Consider the following 17701-nt stretch of genomic DNA (forward strand, 5'->3'; position numbering starts at 1 on the left):
GAAATACAGGTGAAACCTTGATGGACATGCGGCGGTTGTTCTTATTCCTGATTTTTTCCTTTTCTCTGGTTTTGCTCTGGGGCGCGTGGACTCGTCAAAATCAACCGGTGCCACAGGTTGCAACGATTCCAGCTGCAAAGGATGACCCTTCTGTACCAGCGGAACTGGCTAAGTCAGGAGAACATACAGTTGCATCCACTGCTGTTGAAGTTCAAAAAGACGTGACCGGCAAAAAGGTCGTCGTGACAACCGATATCTTCATGGTTGAAATCAACACAGTCGGCGGAAATATCCAGCGCTTGGATTTGTTAAAACACAAGGACTCAAACGACCAAAGCAAGCCATTTACACTGTTACAACAAAAAGGTGAACACTTTTATGTTGCTCAATCGGGATTGCTAGGAAAGGGATTACCGACCCATAACGCAGAGTTTTCAACTGAAGGTCAGGACTTTCACCTTGCCGATGGCAAAGATACGTTAGAAGTACGTTTGAAGGCACTGAATACAGGTGATGCAAGTGTAACGAAGGTATATACGTTCCATCGTGACAGCTATCTTGTTGATGTTTCATATGAAATTGAAAACCATGGAACTACCGTTTTAACCCCTTCCGCATATTTTCAACTTGTACGCGATTCGGTAGCTATTTCAGGATCTTCGAAATTCGTTCCTACCTTTACTGGGCCGGCTGTTTATACTGATCATGACAAGTTTAAAAAGATCCAGTTTTCCGACATCGACAATAACAAAGTGAAGCTCCCGGTCAATCCTGATAACGGTTGGATCGGGATGTTGCAGCACTATTTTGTGTCTGCTTGGTTGCCGGCAGCAAAAGGACCCCGAGAGTTTTACACCAAAAAGCTGGATAACAACGAATACTCTGCAGGTGTGATACTGCCAGTCGCAAATATCGAGCCTGGTCAGACGGGGCGCATATCCACCACACTTTACGCAGGGCCAGCTCAAACGAAACTGGATGAAATCGCACCGGGTCTCGGATTGACAGTGGATTATGGGTGGCTAACGATATTTTCAACTCCGCTGTTTTGGCTGATGTCCCACATTAATGATTGGGTACATAACTGGGGTGTTTCCATCATCCTGCTGACAGTATTGATAAAATTGGCGTTCTTCCCGCTGTCAGCTGCAAGTTATCGATCCATGGCTAAAATGCGTCTGGTAGCTCCCAAGTTGGAGAAGATAAAGCAGCAATATAGCGATGATCGAGATAAATTGAATCACGCGATGATGGATTTGTACAAAACGGAAAAAATCAATCCGCTGGGTGGTTGCTTGCCTATGGTGATCCAGATACCGGTGTTTATTGCACTTTATTGGGCTATTTTGTCCAGCGTGGAACTGCGTCACGCGCCTTTCTTTGGCTGGATTACCGACTTGTCGGCAACCGACCCGTATTATGTCTTGCCCCTGATCATGGGTGTCAGCATGCTGGTTCAGAGCAAACTAAACCCCTTGCCACCGGATCCAATGCAGGCGAAGCTCATGCAAATCATGCCCATTGTGTTCAGCGTCGTATTTTTCTTTTTCCCAGCCGGTTTGGTCCTGTACTCTGTTGTAAACAACATCCTTTCCATTACCCAGCAGTGGTACATCACCCGCGGACAAGCAGCCGCACGCAAAGGTGGCGTCAAAGCTTGATAATATCGCGGCGATAGCCACCGCCCCTGGGCGCGGTGGTATCGGCGTGGTTCGGGTATCCGGACGAGGTCTGGCAGAAATGGCCTTCGTTCTGACCGGAAAGCAACTCGTTCCCAGATTCGCGACTTACACCCCCTTTCTTGCAGCTGACGGTACGGCGCTGGATCAGGGTATCGCCCTGATTTTTTCAGCTCCGCATTCCTATACCGGGGAAGAAATACTGGAACTTCAGGGGCACGGCGGTCCGGCCGTGTTGCAATCTGTATTGCAACGCTGTTTGGATCTGGGAGCACGTCTTGCACAACCGGGTGAATTCACGCAACGTGCTTTCCTCAACGACAAAATCGATCTAGCCCAGGCAGAAAGTGTAGCTGACTTGATTGATGCCACTACCGAACAAGCGGCCCGTAGCGCCATGCGCTCATTGCAGGGTGAATTCTCCACAACAATTAATGACGTAGTAGCCCGACTTATAGACCTTCGCATGCTGGTCGAAGCAACTCTGGATTTTCCTGAAGAAGAAATCGGTGATTCGGATCGGCAACTTTGCGCAAGCAAACTTATTTCCGTCCTGCAAGAAGTAGGACGCATTGAAGGTTTGGCGAAACTAGGCAGTATTTTGCGTGAAGGCGCACAAGTGGTGCTGGTTGGCGCACCTAACGCTGGAAAATCCAGTCTATTGAATCGTCTCGCAGGTGAAGAAATTGCATTAGTGAGCGACGTGCCGGGAACAACCCGTGATTCTATACGACAAGCGCTACAAGTAAAAGGTGTGCCATTGCACCTGATTGATACAGCCGGGTTGCGCGAAACCGCAGACGAGGTTGAACTGATGGGTATAGCACGCACACAATTAGCCCTGACAAGAGCCGATGTGGTACTAGTGCTGCTGGATGAGTCACAACAACGCGCTGAACCTGACGATCGAGCGATTCTGGAACAACTTCCTGCCAAAGTACCAAGACTGTATTTGCACAACAAGATCGACTTGAGCGGCCATTTAGCTAGCGTTGAAATTCGAAACGGGGAATGTCATCTCTTTCTTTCAGCCAAAACAGGTGAAGGAATGGAAATGCTTCAGGACAAATTGCTTGAAAATATCGGCTGGCATCAGGAAACGGGCGTCTTCATGGCACGTACGCGGCACTTGGAAGCGCTTTCGCGTGCAGGGCAACACCTTATCGCAGCCAAACATCTGCTTGATCACCCAGAGTTATTTGCAGAAGAATTGCGACAGGCACAGAGTGATCTCAACGCTATTACTGGCGAATTTACAGCAGACGATTTGTTGGGTGAAATTTTCAGCCGGTTCTGTATTGGTAAATAATTGTTTCACGTGAAACATTGCATCGCGCAAAGTTTTCGTGGTGAATAACTTTTGAGTTATGATGCGCGTCCTCATTTTGATGGGTGACAAATGCGCGATCTGAAACAATTCGATGTCATCGTAATAGGCGGTGGGCATGCGGGGACGGAAGCTGCGCTGGCTAGTGCCCGGGCAGGTTGCGCCACGCTTTTACTTACCCATAACATCGAAACCTTGGGCGTGATGTCCTGCAACCCCTCCATCGGCGGCATCGGAAAAGGCCATTTAGTCAAAGAGGTAGACGCTTTGGGTGGCGCCATGGCGGCAGCGACAGATGAGGGTGGTATCCAATTCCGTATCTTGAACGCATCCAAAGGCCCGGCAGTCCGCGCGACGCGCGCGCAGGCAGACCGGGCACTCTATAAACAGGCAATCCGAAAACGCCTCGAAAATCAGAAAAATCTCTTGCTATTTCAACAGCCTGCAGAAAAACTACTGATAGAACAAGGACGTGTCGTTGGTGTGCAAACACAATTGGGCCTGAGTTACCGAGCAAAAGCCGTGGTACTTACGACGGGAACCTTTCTATCCGGATTAGTGCATGTGGGTTTGTCGAATTATCCGGCAGGGCGAGCTGGAGATCCGCCATCAATAGGCCTCGCGCATAACTTGCGTGAATTGGGATTGCCCATTGGGCGCTTAAAAACAGGAACACCACCCCGTATAGACGGGCGCAGCATCGATTTTTCTGCAATGCAGGAACAACACAGCGATACACCAATTCCGGTATTCTCGTTTCTGGGACGCGTGGAACAACATCCACGCCAAATGCCATGCTGGATCACGCAAACAAATGAGCGCACGCATGAGATCATTCGCAACGGATTGGGCGAATCACCTTTGTTTACAGGCGTTATAGAGGGAGTGGGTCCACGCTATTGCCCATCCATCGAAGACAAGATCACACGATTTGCAGGAAAAAATTCACACCAAATATTTCTGGAGCCGGAAGGACTGACAACGCACGAAATTTATCCCAACGGTATTTCGACGAGCCTATCATACGATACGCAATTGGCTCTGGTGCGCTCCATAAAAGGATTGGAAAACGCACATATAACTCGCCCCGGCTATGCCATCGAATATGACTACTTCGACCCGCGCGGACTAAAAGTATCGTTGGAAACCAAAACGATAGCAGGCCTGTTTTTTGCTGGACAGATCAACGGAACGACGGGTTATGAAGAGGCAGCCGCGCAAGGTTTGTTGGCCGGTGTAAATGCCGCACTGCAGGCCAAGGAACAAGAAGCATGGTGTCCGCGGCGTAACGAGGCGTATCTGGGTGTGATGGTGGATGACCTGATCACACGCGGTGTTTCCGAGCCTTATCGCATGTTCACCAGCCGCGCGGAATATCGCTTGCAGCTACGTGAAGATAACGCTGACATGCGTTTGACTGAGACCGGCCGTCGTTTGGGTCTGGTGGATGATGTTCGCTGGCAAGCATTTGAAGAAAAAAGAGAAAAGATAGCGCGTGAACTGGAACGTCTGAAAACGACCTGGGTGAATCCACGCATGCTGGACAGGGCTGAAGCCGAGCGTGTATTGGGTAAAGAAATCGAGCGTGAGTATTGTCTATACGATCTACTACGCCGCCCAGAAGTGAGTTATTCGACTTTGATGACTTTGCCAGGAGCACAAGCGGCAGATGTGTCGGAGATAGCAGAGCAAGTCGAAATTCAAGCTAAATATCAAGGTTATATCGAGCGCCAGCTGGATGAAATAGAGCGCCAAGAAGGGCAAGAAACAACGAAATTACCGGAAAACATGGATTACGCTGTGGTGCGCGGATTGTCTATCGAAGTCCGGCAAAAGCTGAATCAGCATCAACCGCAGACGGTAGGCCAGGCGGCACGGATATCTGGCGTAACCCCAGCAGCGATTTCCTTATTGCTGGTGCATTTGAAGCGGGGTTTCAAACAAGACAAAGCGGCATGACGCTGGCGCAGGAATTAGCTACAGGCCTCAGGCAGATGGGCTTGGAAGTTACGCCGGAACAGCAGCAAAAACTGCTTGATTATCTGGCGTTGCTGCACAAATGGAATGGGGTGTACAACCTTAGCGCGATACGTAATCCTGAGCAGATGGTAAGTAACCACTTGCTCGATAGCTTGGCTGTAATGCCATATTTGTGGCCTCAACATTGGCTGGATGTGGGATGTGGAGCAGGTTTGCCGGGATTGATTTTGGCTGTGGTGCGCCCAGAATGGTCGTTCACCTTGCTGGACAGCAACAGCAAAAAAACAGGATTTGTACAGCAAGCGGTAATCGAATTAGGTTTGCATAACGTGGAAGTCCGTTGCGAACGGGTAGAGCGGTGGCAAGTAGAGCAAAAGTTTGACGGGATCATTTCTCGCGCCTTTGCCGAGGCGGCGGATTTTGTAAGGTTAACGCGACATTTGTTGGCGGAAGGCGGACACTGGGCGGCTATGAAAGGCGTACCGGAACAAGAGCTGGCGCGGATTCCGGCAGATATTCTGGTTGAAAAAGTAATTACGTTGCAGATTCCTGGGCTGGAAGCTGCCCGCAGTTTGGTCGTATTGGGAGTGAAAAATGAGCAAGATATTGGCAATCACCAATCAAAAGGGCGGAGTGGGGAAAACCACGACAACTGTCAATCTGGCAGCAAGTCTGGGGGCGGCAAAACAACGCGTGCTGCTGATCGATCTTGACCCGCAAGGTAATGCAACGATGGGTAGCGGCATAAACAAGGCCGACCTGGAAATTACTATTTACGATGTGTTGATGGGTGAAAAATCTGTCGCAGAGGCGCGCATCCGCTCTTCCGCATGCAAATACGACGTATTACCGGCCAATCGAGAGTTAGCCGGTGCCGAAATTGAACTGGTTGATGTGGAAGGGCGCGAAATGCGCTTGAAAGAAGAATTGCAACCCGTCTTGAGCGAATATGATTACATTCTAGTCGATTGCCCGCCAGCATTGAATTTGCTTACCCTGAATGGATTGTGTGCCGCGAAATCGGTGATGATTCCCATGCAGTGCGAATACTACGCGCTGGAGGGTTTGAGCGATCTGGTTAACACTATTCGCAAGGTGCGCGAAAATTTAAACCCCGATTTGGAGATTGAGGGCTTGTTGCGCACCATGTTCGATCCGCGCAACGCCTTGGCGCAACAAGTTTCGGATCAGTTGCAGCAACACTTTGGCGACAAGGTCTACCGCACCGTTATTCCACGGAACGTGCGTCTGGCAGAAGCACCCAGTTTCGGTATTCCCGCGCTATACCACGACAGCCAATCCAAGGGAACCCTGGCCTATCTGGCTTTAGCCGGTGAAATGCTCAACAACTCAATGGCGCAGGTCGCCGCATAACAAGTTTCATTAAGGGAAAATCATGGCAAAACCGATCAAGGGTCTGGGGCGCGGCTTGGACGCGCTGCTTTCCGGAAACAACACATCAAAACAGAATGACGTACTGCGCGACTTGAAAGTCGAGCAACTAAAACCCGGCAAATATCAGCCGCGCAGTCGAATGGACGAGGCATCGCTGAACGAACTCGCTGCTTCGATCAGAGTACAGGGCGTGATGCAACCGATCCTGGCGCGCGAACTGGCTGAAGGCGGCTATGAAATTATTGCCGGTGAGCGTCGCTGGCGCGCGGCACAACTGGCCGAACTGAAAATAGTGCCGGTCATTATTCGCAAAGTGCCTGACAACGCAGCGCTGGCAATGGCACTGATCGAGAATATTCAGCGTGAAGACCTGAATCCTCTAGAAGAGGCAATCGGCATCCAGCGACTAATCGACGAATTTCAAATGACACACCAGGCCGCAGCCGATGCCGTGGGCCGCTCACGCAGTGCAGCCAGCAACCTGTTGCGTCTTCTCAAATTGCCGCAAGCCGTGCAAGACATGTTGATGGAAGGTTCGCTGGACATGGGCCACGCCCGCTCGTTGCTGTCTCTTGAGGGGGCGCAACAAGTACTGCTCGCAAACAAGATCGTTTTGGAAGGGCTCTCCGTACGCGAGGCGGAAAAGTTGGTGCAGCAACAAGGCGAACAGTCATCTGCCAAAACAACAGCCGGCAAGAAAATACCAAAAGAAAACCGTGATACGCAACGCATGCAAGATGAAATCAGCTCACAACTCGGTGCACGAGTAGAAATCAAGCCAAATAGCAAAGGTGGCGGCAAACTGGTTATCGAGTATTCGAGCAACGAACATCTGGAAGAACTGACGGGCAAACTATACGAGCGAGCATAATCAAGGGCTGAACCGCCGTATTCCCCCGAATACGCTTGACTTGCAGTGACGGAATAGTAGAGAATGCGCGGGCTTTTTTTCAGCCCTAGCCAAATGTAGCGCTTAAGGGCACAAGATGGAAAGTGTAACAAACACAACAATAAGCCGCGCATTCAGCAAGGCGGCACGCTGGCAAATCATCATAACGGTACTCATCTCGGGTGTCTCTCTGTTGCTTGCGGGTGTAAACGCGGCAATTTCCGCATTGGCGGGCGGGGCATCAGTGGTGATTGGTGCGTATACCGGAATGTTGATTGCACAAAGCCCGAAAGGTAGTGCGGCAAGTACGGTTCTGATTACATTGCTGAAAGCAGAGGTGGTCAAAGTACTTGTGATCGCGATTCTGCTGTTGATTACATTTAAGTATTACCAGGGACTGGTTCCATTGGCCCTGATTGGCGGGTTGGCAGGTTCTGCGCTGGCATCTGGTGCGGGAATGCGAGCTGTGAATAACGTGAATGACAAGTAAGGTCCGGGATGTCCACTGAACACGAACTGACAGCATCCAGTTACATCGAGCATCACTTAAGCTTCAACGTCAAACAAATTGCCGACGGCGCATTCTGGTCTGTCAACATTGACACGCTGACCGTGTCCGCCTTGCTCGGTATCGTTACCTTCGGCTTGCTCTGGCTAGTGGTGCGTAGCGCATCAGCGGGCGTTCCCACCAAAAGACAGGCATTCGTTGAACTTCTGGTTGAATTCATCGACGAACAAGTAAAAGGCATTTTCCACGGAGATCGCAAAGCATTCGTGGCACCACTTGCGCTGACCGTATTTGTCTGGGTGCTGGTCATGAATGCGATGGACTTCTTGCCAATCGACATCATGGCGTGGGTCTACCACCATGTGTTCGGCCAGGAAAAATTCCGCGCTGTTCCCACTTCCGATATCAACACGACTTTTGCATTGGCACTATCCGTGTGGTTCCTGATGATTTTCTTCAGCATCAAGGTCAAAGGTCTGGGCGGCTGGATCCATGAACTGTTTTGCGCACCGTTTGGTTCCAACCCTCTGGTTTGGCCGGCGAACTTCCTCTTCAACCTGATCGAATATGTTTCCAAGCCGTTGTCGCACTCCTTGCGTCTGTTCGGCAACATGTACGCTGGTGAAATCATCTTCCTGCTGCTGGGCATGTGGGCGGCGACCGGTTTGGCGGGAACGATATTTGGCGCCTTGCTTGGCGCAGGCTGGGCAATTTTCCACATCCTGATCGTTGTGTTGCAAGCGTTCATTTTCATGATGCTGACGATCGTCTATATCGCAATGGCACACGAAAGCCACTAATCATTTTTCACCATTAACTTTTAATCAACTTTGTAAATCGAAAGGAAACAAAATGGAAAACACAGTTCAATTCATGGCGCTGATTCAAGCCTACACCGGTATCGGTATCGGGCTGATCATCGGCCTCGGCGCTGCAGGTGCGTGTATCGGCATCGGTATCATGTGCAGCAGCTTCCTCGACGGCGCAGCTCGTCAACCTGAATTGATCCCCACACTGCAAGGTAAGGTGTTCCTGTTGCTGGGTCTGATCGACGCTTCTTTCATCATCGGCGTTGGTCTGGCAATGATGTTCGCGTTCGCTAACCCGCTGCTCGCCGTCATCAAGTAATTGAACATTGCGGGATGCACAATCCAGCATAAGGAACCGAAATGAACATTACCCTGACAATAATCGCGCAGGCACTGTCGTTCGCCATATTGATATGGTTCACTGCAAAATTCGTTTGGCCGCCTTTGCTGGCCGCGATCGAGTCGCGTCAAAAGACCATTGCTGATGGCTTGGCAGATGCAGAGCGTGCCAAGCACGACCTGGATATGGCCGCCAAGCGTTCTGCCGATATTTTGCGTGAAGCAAAAGACAAGGCGGGCGAGATCGTCGCCAGTGGTGAAAAGCGTGCCAGCGAAATCGTCGAACAGGCGAAGGCACAAGCCAAGGTCGAAGGCGATCGCATCGTCGCAGGCGCAAAAGCAGAAGTTGAACAGGAAGTGTTTCGCGCCAAGGAACAACTGCGTACCCAGGTGTCGGCAATTGCACTGGCGGGAGCGGGCAAAATTCTGGGTCGCGAGATCGATGCCAAGGCGCACAATGACCTGCTCGACAAACTTGCAGCGGATCTCTAACAGCCATGTCTGAAGCCCTAACTACAGCACGACCCTACGCCCAGGCGGCATTCGAAGAAGCGCAAAAACTTTCCGACCTGAAAGGCTGGTCGGAAGTTTTGCTGTCGCTTGCCGAAGCAGTGAACTATCCGGAAATCCGCAACGTGATCAGCAGTCCGCGCGTTGCCAAAGCTCAGTTGGGAAGCCTGCTGGGTGACATACCGGGAGGAAAACTCAAGCCACAGCAGATGAATTTTATCAACGTGCTGGCCGAAAACCAGCGTCTGTTGCTTCTGCCCGAGATTGCATCCCTCTTTGAGGTACTCAAGTCGGAAGCAGAGAAGAGTGTGAATGTGGTCGTGGATTCGGCGTTCGAACTGTCTGCAGCTCAACAAGACAAGATTGCCAGTTCGCTCAAGAAGCGTATGGGTCGAGAGATCAAACTGACATGCAATATCAATAAAGAATTGCTTGGGGGCGTGGTGATACGCGCCGGAGACAAGGTGATCGACGGTTCTGCGCGCACCAGACTCAGTGAAATGGCGACCGCCCTAGCCTGATGAAGATTTATAAAGAATGAGGAAATCCAGATGAAGCTCAACCCTTCCGAAATTAGTAATCTGATACGCAGTCGCATCGAGAATTTCGAAGCACTGACCCAAGCGCGCACTGAAGGTACGGTGGTCAGCGTGACCGACGGTATCGTTCGCGTCCACGGCTTGTCCGATGTGATGCAGGGCGAAATGTTGGAATTCCCCGGCAACACCTTCGGTTTGGCGCTGAACCTTGAGCGTGACTCCGTAGGTGCCGTTATTCTGGGCGAATACGAACATATCACTGAAGGCGACACGGTTAAATGCACCGGCCGCATTCTGGAAGTGCCGGTCGGCCCTGAACTGCGCGGTCGCGTAGTGAACGCGCTGGGTCAGCCCATCGACGGTAAAGGCCCGATCAATGCCAAGATGACCGACAAGATCGAAAAGGTCGCTCCGGGCGTTATTGCACGCCAGTCCGTCGACCAGCCTGTGCAAACCGGTTTGAAGTCCATTGACTCCATGGTTCCGGTCGGCCGTGGCCAGCGCGAACTGATCATTGGCGACCGTCAGACCGGCAAGACAGCCGTTGCGGTTGACGCGATCATCAATCAAAAGGGTCAGAACATGACCTGTATCTACGTTGCGGTAGGCCAGAAAGCTTCGACCGTCGCCAACGTGGTACGCAAACTGGAAGAACACGGCGCAATGGAATACACCATCGTCGTCGCAGCGACTGCTTCCGACTCCGCCGCAATGCAATTCCTGGCACCGTATGCCGGTTGTACCATGGGCGAATATTTCCGCGATCGCGGCGAAGATGCACTGATCGTTTACGATGACTTGACCAAGCAAGCTTGGGCGTATCGTCAGATATCCCTGTTGCTGCGCCGTCCGCCGGGCCGCGAAGCTTACCCTGGTGACGTGTTCTATCTGCACTCCCGTTTGCTGGAACGCGCGGCTCGCGTGAATGCCGACTATGTCGAAGCTTTCACCAAAGGCGCCGTCAAAGGCAAGACCGGATCGCTGACCGCTTTGCCCATCATTGAAACACAAGCAGGTGACGTGTCCGCATTCGTGCCGACCAACGTGATTTCCATTACCGACGGTCAGATCTTCCTGGAAGCCGACTTGTTCAACGCCGGTATCCGTCCCGCGATCAACGCCGGTGTGTCAGTGTCGCGCGTGGGTGGTGCAGCGCAGACCAAGGTCATCAAGAAGCTGGGCGGCGGTGTGCGTCTGGCTCTGGCCCAGTATCGTGAATTGGCTGCGTTCGCGCAGTTTGCATCCGACTTGGACGAAGCGACCCGCAAGCAATTGGAGCGCGGCCGCATGGTTACCGAACTGATGAAGCAATTGCAATACTGCCCGCTGTCGGTGGCTGAAATGGCCGTTACGCTGTTCACCGTAAACAAAGGCTACTTCGATGACGTGGCTGTGCCCAAGGCGCTGGCATTCGAATCTGCATTGCATGCCTATTTGAAGTCAAACAACAAAGCACTGATGGATGCCATCCAGTCCACCAAAGACTTGTCAGGCGACAACGAAAAATTGCTGGTAACGGCAATCGAGACCTTCAAGGCAACAGCAGTCTACTAAAGAAGCGGGAGCTAAATCATGGCAGGCAGCAAAGAAATCCGCACGAAGATCAAGAGTGTCGAGAACACTCGCAAGATCACGCGCGCGATGGAAATGGTGGCCGCGGCGAAAATGCGCAAAGCGCAGGAACGCATGCGAGCCGCCCGTCCCTACGCCGAAAAGATCCGCAATGTTGCTGCTCACTTGTCGCGCGCCAACCCGGAATACAAACACGCATTTCTGGTTAAGCGCGAAAGCATCCAGAATGTAGGTGTCATCGTGGTGACCTCGGACAAGGGCCTGTGCGGAGGTTTGAATACCAACGTGTTGCGCTTGGCCATCAGCCGCATGAAGTCTTGGGAAGGCGAGGGCAAGGGTATCGTTGTTTGTCCTATCGGCAACAAGGGCTTCAGCTTCATGAATCGTATGGGTGCGAACGTCAAGTCGCATCTCACCGGTCTCGGCGATACGCCGCACATCGAAAAATTGATCGGCGCCGTAAAGATCATGCTGGATGCTTATGTGGCAGGCGAGATCGATGCCATCCACCTGAGTTACAACCACTTCATCAACACGATGAAGCAAGAGCCGCGCATGGAACAACTGTTGCCCCTCTCTGATGACAAGTTAGGCGGAGCCAACGGCAACTGGGACTACATCTACGAACCCGATGCGAAGCCGGTGATCGACGAACTGCTGGTACGCTACATCGAGTCATTGGTATATCAGTCCGTAGTGGAAAATATGGCGTCCGAGCAGAGCTCGCGTATGGTGGCAATGAAAGCCGCTTCCGATAACGCGAAGAGCGTCATCGGCGAGCTCAAACTGGTTTACAACAAGGCACGTCAGGCAGCGATCACGAAGGAAATTTCGGAGATTGTAGGCGGTGCAGCAGCGGTTTAGTGCGGCATGGGCGCAAAGATGGGCGAGGCTAATGTGAGCGTAGCGAACGTTATGACGAGACCAAATCTTTAAGGCGCGGCAGCAGTTTAAGAATTAATTTAGACGGGGAATCTGAAAATGAGTCAAGGAAAGATTGTTCAGTGTATCGGCGCGGTGGTTGACATCGAATTCCCGCGCGACAAAATGCCCAAGGTTTATGAAGCCTTGACGCTGGCGGACGCGGGTAATTCCGTAGCCGAAGCGGGCCTGACCTTCGAGGTCGAGCAGCAATTGGGCGACGGTGTTGTACGTACGATTGCGATGGGATCCTCCGACGGCTTGCGCCGCGGGATGCTGGTCAACTCTACCGGCAAAGGCATCACGGTCCCGGTTGGCACAGGTACATTGGGCCGCATCATGGACGTGCTGGGTCGCCCGATCGATGAAGCCGGTGAGATCAAGTGTGACGAGCGTCGCGAGATCCACCAAAAAGCACCGAAATTCGACGAATTGTCTCCCTCCGTTGACTTGCTGGAAACCGGCATCAAGGTGATCGACCTGGTTTGCCCGTTCGCCAAGGGCGGTAAAGTCGGCCTGTTCGGCGGCGCCGGTGTGGGCAAGACTGTGAACATGCTGGAACTCATCAACAACATCGCCAAGCAACACGCGGGTCTGTCTGTGTTCGCCGGCGTGGGTGAGCGTACCCGTGAAGGTAACGACTTCTACCACGAAATGTCGGATGCAGGCGTTATCGACAAGGAAGACTTCACCAAGTCCAAAGTTGCGATGGTGTTCGGACAGATGAACGAGCCGCCCGGCAACCGTTTGCGCGTTGCGCTGTCCGGTTTGACCATGGCTGAAAAATTCCGTGACGAAGGCCGCGACATCCTCTTCTTCGTGGACAATATCTATCGTTATACACTGGCCGGAACCGAAGTATCCGCGCTGCTGGGTCGTATGCCTTCCGCCGTGGGTTATCAACCGACACTGGCTGAAGAAATGGGCCGTCTGCAAGAGCGTATTACCTCCACCAAGGTTGGCTCGATCACTTCCATCCAGGCCGTTTACGTTCCCGCGGATGACTTGACCGACCCGTCTCCAGCGACCACCTTCTTGCACTTGGACTCCACCGTTGTGTTGAGCCGCGATATCGCTTCGCTGGGTATTTACCCCGCCGTTGATCCGCTGGACTCCACTTCCCGCCAGCTCGACCCGTTGGTCGTGGGCGAAGAACACTACAACGTGGCCCGCAGCGTGCAACAGACTTTGCAACGCTACAAGGAATTGCGCGACATCATCGCCATTCTGGGTATGGACGAATTGGCGCCGGAAGACAAACTGGCTGTGGCACGTGCGCGCAAGATCCAGCGCTTCCTGTCGCAACCGTTCCACGTTGCCGAAGTGTTTACCGGCGCGCCGGGCAAGTACGTTACCCTGAAAGAAACCATCAAGGGCTTCAAGGGCATCGTCGCCGGCGAGTACGACCATCTGCCGGAACAGGCCTTCTACATGGTGGGCGGCATCGAAGAAGCGGTCGAAAAAGCCAAGACGCTGCAATAATAATTAGGAGCCGATTATGGCAATGACCGTACATGTGGATGTGGTAAGCGCTGAGGAGTCGATCTTCTCGGGACTGGCGGAGTTCGTCATCATCCCGGGCGAGATGGGCGAGCTTGGCGTCTACCCGCGCCACGTCGCACTGCTGACTCGCATCAAACCGGGAGCCGTGCGCATCAAGCGCCCGGATCAGGAGCAGGAAGAGTTGATCTACGTTTCCGGCGGCATGCTGGAAGTGCAACCCGATGTTGTGACAGTACTCGCCGATACCGCGATTCGCGGTGCCGATCTGGACGAGGCACGTGCCCTGGAAGCCAAACAAGCGGCAGAGGAAGCGATGAAGAACCGCACTTCCGATATCGACTACGCGCAAGCACAAGCCGAGCTCGCAGAAGCCATTGCCCAACTGCGTGCTATCCAACAGGTACGCAAGAACACGCACTAAGCAAAGCACTGCATCTGCATTGAATAAAAAAGCAGCTTAGGCTGCTTTTTTATTTTGCAGTGACCGGAGCAGAAGGACCGATGGAAACCTCACCTGGCGGCAACAAGTCAAGAACCAACAATCACAGCTCTGCCCCAACAACTTGTTAAACCTGTTTGAACGGGCTTCTCGCATTCAGAACGTCCACATATTCTGCAATGGCATCAGTCTCGTTCTTCAGATAATCCTCCACCGCCTGCGAAAATTGCGGATGCGCCAGCCAATGTGCAGAGCGGGTGGTCACCGGCAAAAACCCGCGGGACAATTTGTGTTCGCCTCCCGCACCGCCTTCGAATGTCTTGATGTTGTTTGCGATGCAAAATTCGATGGCCTGATAGTAGCAAGCCTCAAAATGCAGTCCGGAATGGAACTCGAACGTGCCCCACGAGCGCCCAAATAAGGCATCTTTGGTACGATAATTAAGCGCGCTGGCGATGGGACGGTCTTCGCGCGACGCAATGACCAGCAATGTGTGTTGCGGCAATGTAGCGCCGATGCGCTGGAAGAAATCTTCATTCAACTGGTGCGGCGAATGATGCAGCTGCAGGGTATGCAAATAGCACGAAGCAAAGAAAGACCACTGATCTGCGGTTGCATTTTCCCCGGTGACGCATTCCAACTCGACGCCTGATTCCTTTACCTTGCGCCGTTCCTGCATGATGCGCTTGCGCTTGTCGCGGCTGAGTGTGGACAGAAAATCATCAAAATCGCGATAGCCCGGATTCTGCCAATGAAACTGTACATCCTGGCGCAACATCATTCCCTGATCTCGTGCCACCAGCGCATCGGCCTCATTTAGGAACAGACAATGCAGCGAAGAAACGCCGATGTCCTTTGCATATTGCAAGGCATGTTTCAGTAACAATCCCCGATTCTCATCTGAATCTGAAAGCAGGCGCCTCCCGTCCACCGGCGTAAATGGCACCGTACATACCAGCTTCGGGTAATAACGCAGCCCGTGCCGGTGATATGCATCGGCCCAGGCAAAATCGAACACATGCTCGCCAAATGAATTCATCTTCAGGTAAAGCGGCATCCCGCCAACCAGACACCCGTCCCGCCACAGCGTAACAAACTGGGCCTTCCAGCCGAATTGCGGCATGGCGCAGCCGCTTTCCTGCAATGCGTAAAAGAAGGCGTGAGAAAGCGTGGGATCGCCATTCGACAAGGGGTCCCAGTCCGAGGCAGGAATATCTGCAAGGTTGTCGACAATTTTCAGGATGGGCGTGCTCATGTGCCTATTGTAGAGGGGACTCGCGCGGAACAAGCCACCAAATTAAATCAGGTGATTTGATATACTCCGCCATCCACAGATTCAGAGCCGATATGAGCCCGATAAACATCGTCATTCTCGCTGCCGGTAAAGGCACGCGAATGTATTCCGATAAACCCAAGGTGTTGCATGCGCTCGCGGGTAAACCGCTGGTTCAGCATGTTCTCGACTGTGCAACCTCATTGCAACCGCGACAAATCTGCGTGGTTTACGGGCACGGCGGGGAAGCCGTACCGCAGGCGATGCAGCAATACGGTGCGAAGTTCGTGATCCAGGAACCGCAGCTCGGCACCGGACACGCGGTGCAACAGGCGATGCCGCATCTGGCAGACGGAAGCCGCACACTGGTACTTTACGGCGATGTGCCGCTGATCCAGCACAGCACGTTGCACCAGATGCAACAGGAAGGTGAGGGCTTGGTGCTGCTGACCGTCAATCTTGAAAACCCGACGGGTTATGGTCGCATCGTGCGCGATCTGCAAGGCGACGTGCAGTGCATCGTTGAGGAAAAGGATGCTACAGCAGAACAGCGCGAGATACGCGAAGTGAACACTGGCATCCTGTTGGCGCCTACCGAAATGCTGCGCGCCTGGCTCAGCAAGCTGGGCAACAACAATGCACAAGGTGAGTACTACCTGACCGATATTGTGGAGATGGCCGTTCAGCAAGGCCTGACGGTGCATACAGTACAACCCGCGCATCGCTGGGAAGTCGAGGGCATCAACAACAAAATACAACTCGCCACTCTGGAGCGCGTCTGGCAACAGAATATTGCGACTCAAATGATGGCCCAGGGCGTGACGCTGGCGGACCCGGCTCGCATCGATGTGCGCGGCAACATCACTTGCGGGCGCGATGTCGAGATCGATGTCGGTTGTATTTTCGAAGGCAAGGTAAACCTGGGAAACTTCGTACGAGTTGGCGCTTACAGTGTCATTCGTAACGCAACGATCGCCCAGGGAACCCAGATCGCGGCTTTCAGCCACATCGACGACAGTGAAGTGGGTGCCAACTGTCACATTGGTCCTTACGCACGGCTGCGTCCCGGGACGAAATTGCATGACGATGCCCATGTCGGAAATTTTGTAGAGATCAAGAATAGCGAGATAGGCATAGGGAGCAAGGCTAATCACTTGAGCTATATCGGCGACAGCACCGTGGGCAGCCGGGTGAACATCGGTGCGGGAACCATCACCTGCAACTACGACGGCGCAAACAAACATCGCACTATCATCGAGGACGACGCCTTCATCGGCTCGGACACGCAACTGGTTGCACCGGTCAAAGTGGGCAAGGGCGCGACCATCGGTGCAGGCTCGACCATTACGCTGGACGCACCCGCCGGAGAACTGACCATCTCGCGCGGCAGACAAACTACTATCGCTGGCTGGCAACGCCCGCAAAAAGGAAAGAAATAATATGTGTGGAATCGTAGGTGCCGTCGCAAAACGGAATATCGTACCCATTCTGGTCAATGGCCTGTTGCGGCTGGAATACCGTGGCTATGACTCCGCGGGGCTGGTGGTTGTGCATGACGGAAAACTGGATCGCGTGCGCAGCATCGGACGCGTGGCAGAACTGGCAGCAAAGAGCGCGAACACCTACGGCGAGCTCGGCATCGCCCATACGCGCTGGGCCACGCACGGCGTGCCGAGCGAACGCAACGCACACCCTCATATCAGCCGCGACCTCATCGCCGTGGTGCACAACGGCATCATCGAAAACTATGAAGAGCTGCGCACCGATCTGACTGCGCAGGGATACGAATTCACGTCCGATACCGACACCGAAGTCATTTCCCACCTGATCCACAGCCATTATGCACAGGGCAGCCTGCTGGTCGCCACGCAGATGGCGTTGTCGCAGCTGGTTGGCGCATACGCGATCGGCGTGGTGGCGGCAGACAACCCGCACCAACTCATTGCTGCGCGTAAAGGTAGCCCATTGTTATTGGGTGTTGGCGTAGGTGAGCACTTCGTTGCATCCGACATGTCGGC

The 17701-nt window shown here is 53.0% G+C and carries 17 protein-coding genes and 1 pseudogene; 17 read left to right on the forward strand and 1 reads right to left on the reverse strand.

All coding sequences use genetic code 11. The features are described from left to right. The first annotated feature begins 20 nt into the window (after window positions 1-20). The 15 genes from yidC (at window position 21) to QOY30_RS18005 (ending at window position 14392) form a co-directional block, all read left to right on the forward strand. Window positions 21-1661, forward strand: a complete 1641-nt coding sequence (gene yidC / locus QOY30_RS17935) for a membrane protein insertase YidC (RefSeq protein WP_283746088.1) — start codon at window positions 21-23, stop codon at window positions 1659-1661. Continuing rightward, window positions 1645-2988 (forward strand): tRNA uridine-5-carboxymethylaminomethyl(34) synthesis GTPase MnmE, encoded by a 1344-nt coding sequence (gene mnmE, locus QOY30_RS17940; RefSeq protein ID WP_283745979.1) that lies wholly within the window; start codon window positions 1645-1647, stop codon window positions 2986-2988. Before yidC ends, mnmE begins: the two co-directional genes overlap by 17 nt. 90 nt (window positions 2989-3078) lie before the next feature. After that, window positions 3079-4965: a tRNA uridine-5-carboxymethylaminomethyl(34) synthesis enzyme MnmG gene (gene mnmG / locus QOY30_RS17945; protein ID WP_283745980.1), complete on the forward strand. Its 1887-nt coding sequence runs from the start codon at window positions 3079-3081 to the stop codon at window positions 4963-4965. Continuing rightward, on the forward strand, window positions 4962-5699 hold the full coding sequence (rsmG, locus tag QOY30_RS17950; RefSeq protein WP_349496700.1) for a 16S rRNA (guanine(527)-N(7))-methyltransferase RsmG: 738 nt from the start codon (window positions 4962-4964) through the stop codon (window positions 5697-5699). The genes mnmG and rsmG overlap by 4 nt, the downstream gene beginning before the upstream one ends. After that, window positions 5581-6360 carry a ParA family protein gene (locus tag QOY30_RS17955; RefSeq protein WP_283745981.1) on the forward strand — a complete coding sequence of 260 codons (780 nt, stop codon included), beginning with the start codon at window positions 5581-5583 and terminating at the stop codon, window positions 6358-6360. The genes rsmG and QOY30_RS17955 overlap by 119 nt, the downstream gene beginning before the upstream one ends. A gap of 22 nt (window positions 6361-6382) precedes the next feature. After that, window positions 6383-7252, forward strand: coding sequence for a ParB/RepB/Spo0J family partition protein (locus tag QOY30_RS17960; protein ID WP_283745982.1), 870 nt, complete (start codon window positions 6383-6385; stop codon window positions 7250-7252). 115 nt (window positions 7253-7367) lie between these two features. Further along, on the forward strand, window positions 7368-7760 hold the full coding sequence (locus tag QOY30_RS17965; protein ID WP_283745983.1) for an ATP synthase subunit I: 393 nt from the start codon (window positions 7368-7370) through the stop codon (window positions 7758-7760). Between the two features lie 8 nt (window positions 7761-7768). Continuing rightward, complete coding sequence (atpB, locus tag QOY30_RS17970; RefSeq protein WP_283745984.1) at window positions 7769-8578, forward strand: F0F1 ATP synthase subunit A; 810 nt, start codon at window positions 7769-7771, stop codon at window positions 8576-8578. 52 nt (window positions 8579-8630) lie between these two features. Further along, window positions 8631-8906, forward strand: coding sequence for a F0F1 ATP synthase subunit C (gene atpE, locus QOY30_RS17975; RefSeq protein WP_283745985.1), 276 nt, complete (start codon window positions 8631-8633; stop codon window positions 8904-8906). Window positions 8907-8947: 41 nt separating this feature from the next. Continuing rightward, a complete protein-coding gene (locus QOY30_RS17980) occupies window positions 8948-9418 on the forward strand; it encodes a F0F1 ATP synthase subunit B (RefSeq protein WP_283745986.1) in 471 nt (156 codons plus the stop codon). A gap of 5 nt (window positions 9419-9423) precedes the next feature. Continuing rightward, window positions 9424-9957: a F0F1 ATP synthase subunit delta gene (locus tag QOY30_RS17985; RefSeq protein ID WP_283745987.1), complete on the forward strand. Its 534-nt coding sequence runs from the start codon at window positions 9424-9426 to the stop codon at window positions 9955-9957. Between the two features lie 30 nt (window positions 9958-9987). Next, on the forward strand, window positions 9988-11529 hold the full coding sequence (atpA, locus tag QOY30_RS17990) for a F0F1 ATP synthase subunit alpha (RefSeq protein WP_283745988.1): 1542 nt from the start codon (window positions 9988-9990) through the stop codon (window positions 11527-11529). 18 nt (window positions 11530-11547) lie between these two features. Next, entirely contained in the window at window positions 11548-12411 is an 864-nt protein-coding gene (atpG, locus tag QOY30_RS17995; RefSeq protein WP_283745989.1) for a F0F1 ATP synthase subunit gamma, read from the forward strand. 117 nt (window positions 12412-12528) lie between these two features. After that, the gene (gene atpD, locus QOY30_RS18000) at window positions 12529-13950 is read left to right on the forward strand and encodes a F0F1 ATP synthase subunit beta (RefSeq protein WP_283745990.1); all 1422 of its coding nucleotides are present in this window, start codon (window positions 12529-12531) and stop codon (window positions 13948-13950) included. A gap of 16 nt (window positions 13951-13966) precedes the next feature. Further along, window positions 13967-14392, forward strand: coding sequence for a F0F1 ATP synthase subunit epsilon (locus tag QOY30_RS18005; protein ID WP_283745991.1), 426 nt, complete (start codon window positions 13967-13969; stop codon window positions 14390-14392). Window positions 14393-14537: 145 nt separating this feature from the next. On the opposite strand, the gene QOY30_RS18010 is transcribed toward QOY30_RS18005, so the two are convergent. Further along, window positions 14538-15665 (reverse strand): GNAT family N-acetyltransferase, encoded by a 1128-nt coding sequence (locus QOY30_RS18010; protein WP_283745992.1) that lies wholly within the window; start codon window positions 15663-15665, stop codon window positions 14538-14540. A gap of 92 nt (window positions 15666-15757) precedes the next feature. Here QOY30_RS18010 and glmU point away from each other — a divergent pair, with 92 nt between their 5' ends. Together glmU and QOY30_RS18020 are read left to right on the forward strand one after the other, a co-directional pair. After that, on the forward strand, window positions 15758-17122 hold the full coding sequence (gene glmU, locus QOY30_RS18015; RefSeq protein WP_283745993.1) for a bifunctional UDP-N-acetylglucosamine diphosphorylase/glucosamine-1-phosphate N-acetyltransferase GlmU: 1365 nt from the start codon (window positions 15758-15760) through the stop codon (window positions 17120-17122). A gap of 1 nt (window position 17123) precedes the next feature. Next, window positions 17124-17701, forward strand: a pseudogene (locus QOY30_RS18020) (glutamine--fructose-6-phosphate transaminase (isomerizing)); the annotation flags it as partial.

The sequence above is a fragment of the Sideroxydans sp. CL21 genome (genome assembly GCF_902459525.1).
In the GTDB taxonomy this organism is placed as follows: domain Bacteria; phylum Pseudomonadota; class Gammaproteobacteria; order Burkholderiales; family Gallionellaceae; genus Sideroxyarcus.

Excerpts from the sequence above, each read along its gene's own strand:
- yidC (WP_283746088.1), top strand. The coding sequence starts at position 21 with ATGGACATGCGGCGGTTGTTCTTATTCCTGATTTTTTCCTTTTCTCTG.
- mnmG (WP_283745980.1), top strand. The coding sequence starts at position 3,079 with ATGCGCGATCTGAAACAATTCGATGTCATCGTAATAGGCGGTGGGCAT.
- rsmG (WP_349496700.1), top strand. The coding sequence starts at position 4,962 with ATGACGCTGGCGCAGGAATTAGCTACAGGCCTCAGGCAGATGGGCTTG.
- QOY30_RS17955 (WP_283745981.1), top strand. The coding sequence starts at position 5,581 with ATGAGCAAGATATTGGCAATCACCAATCAAAAGGGCGGAGTGGGGAAA.
- QOY30_RS17960 (WP_283745982.1), top strand. The coding sequence starts at position 6,383 with ATGGCAAAACCGATCAAGGGTCTGGGGCGCGGCTTGGACGCGCTGCTT.
- QOY30_RS17965 (WP_283745983.1), top strand. The coding sequence starts at position 7,368 with ATGGAAAGTGTAACAAACACAACAATAAGCCGCGCATTCAGCAAGGCG.
- atpB (WP_283745984.1), top strand. The coding sequence starts at position 7,769 with ATGTCCACTGAACACGAACTGACAGCATCCAGTTACATCGAGCATCAC.
- atpE (WP_283745985.1), top strand. The coding sequence starts at position 8,631 with ATGGAAAACACAGTTCAATTCATGGCGCTGATTCAAGCCTACACCGGT.
- QOY30_RS17980 (WP_283745986.1), top strand. The coding sequence starts at position 8,948 with ATGAACATTACCCTGACAATAATCGCGCAGGCACTGTCGTTCGCCATA.
- QOY30_RS17985 (WP_283745987.1), top strand. The coding sequence starts at position 9,424 with ATGTCTGAAGCCCTAACTACAGCACGACCCTACGCCCAGGCGGCATTC.
- atpA (WP_283745988.1), top strand. The coding sequence starts at position 9,988 with ATGAAGCTCAACCCTTCCGAAATTAGTAATCTGATACGCAGTCGCATC.
- atpG (WP_283745989.1), top strand. The coding sequence starts at position 11,548 with ATGGCAGGCAGCAAAGAAATCCGCACGAAGATCAAGAGTGTCGAGAAC.
- atpD (WP_283745990.1), top strand. The coding sequence starts at position 12,529 with ATGAGTCAAGGAAAGATTGTTCAGTGTATCGGCGCGGTGGTTGACATC.
- QOY30_RS18005 (WP_283745991.1), top strand. The coding sequence starts at position 13,967 with ATGGCAATGACCGTACATGTGGATGTGGTAAGCGCTGAGGAGTCGATC.
- QOY30_RS18010 (WP_283745992.1), bottom strand. The coding sequence starts at position 15,665 with ATGAGCACGCCCATCCTGAAAATTGTCGACAACCTTGCAGATATTCCT.
- glmU (WP_283745993.1), top strand. The coding sequence starts at position 15,758 with ATGAGCCCGATAAACATCGTCATTCTCGCTGCCGGTAAAGGCACGCGA.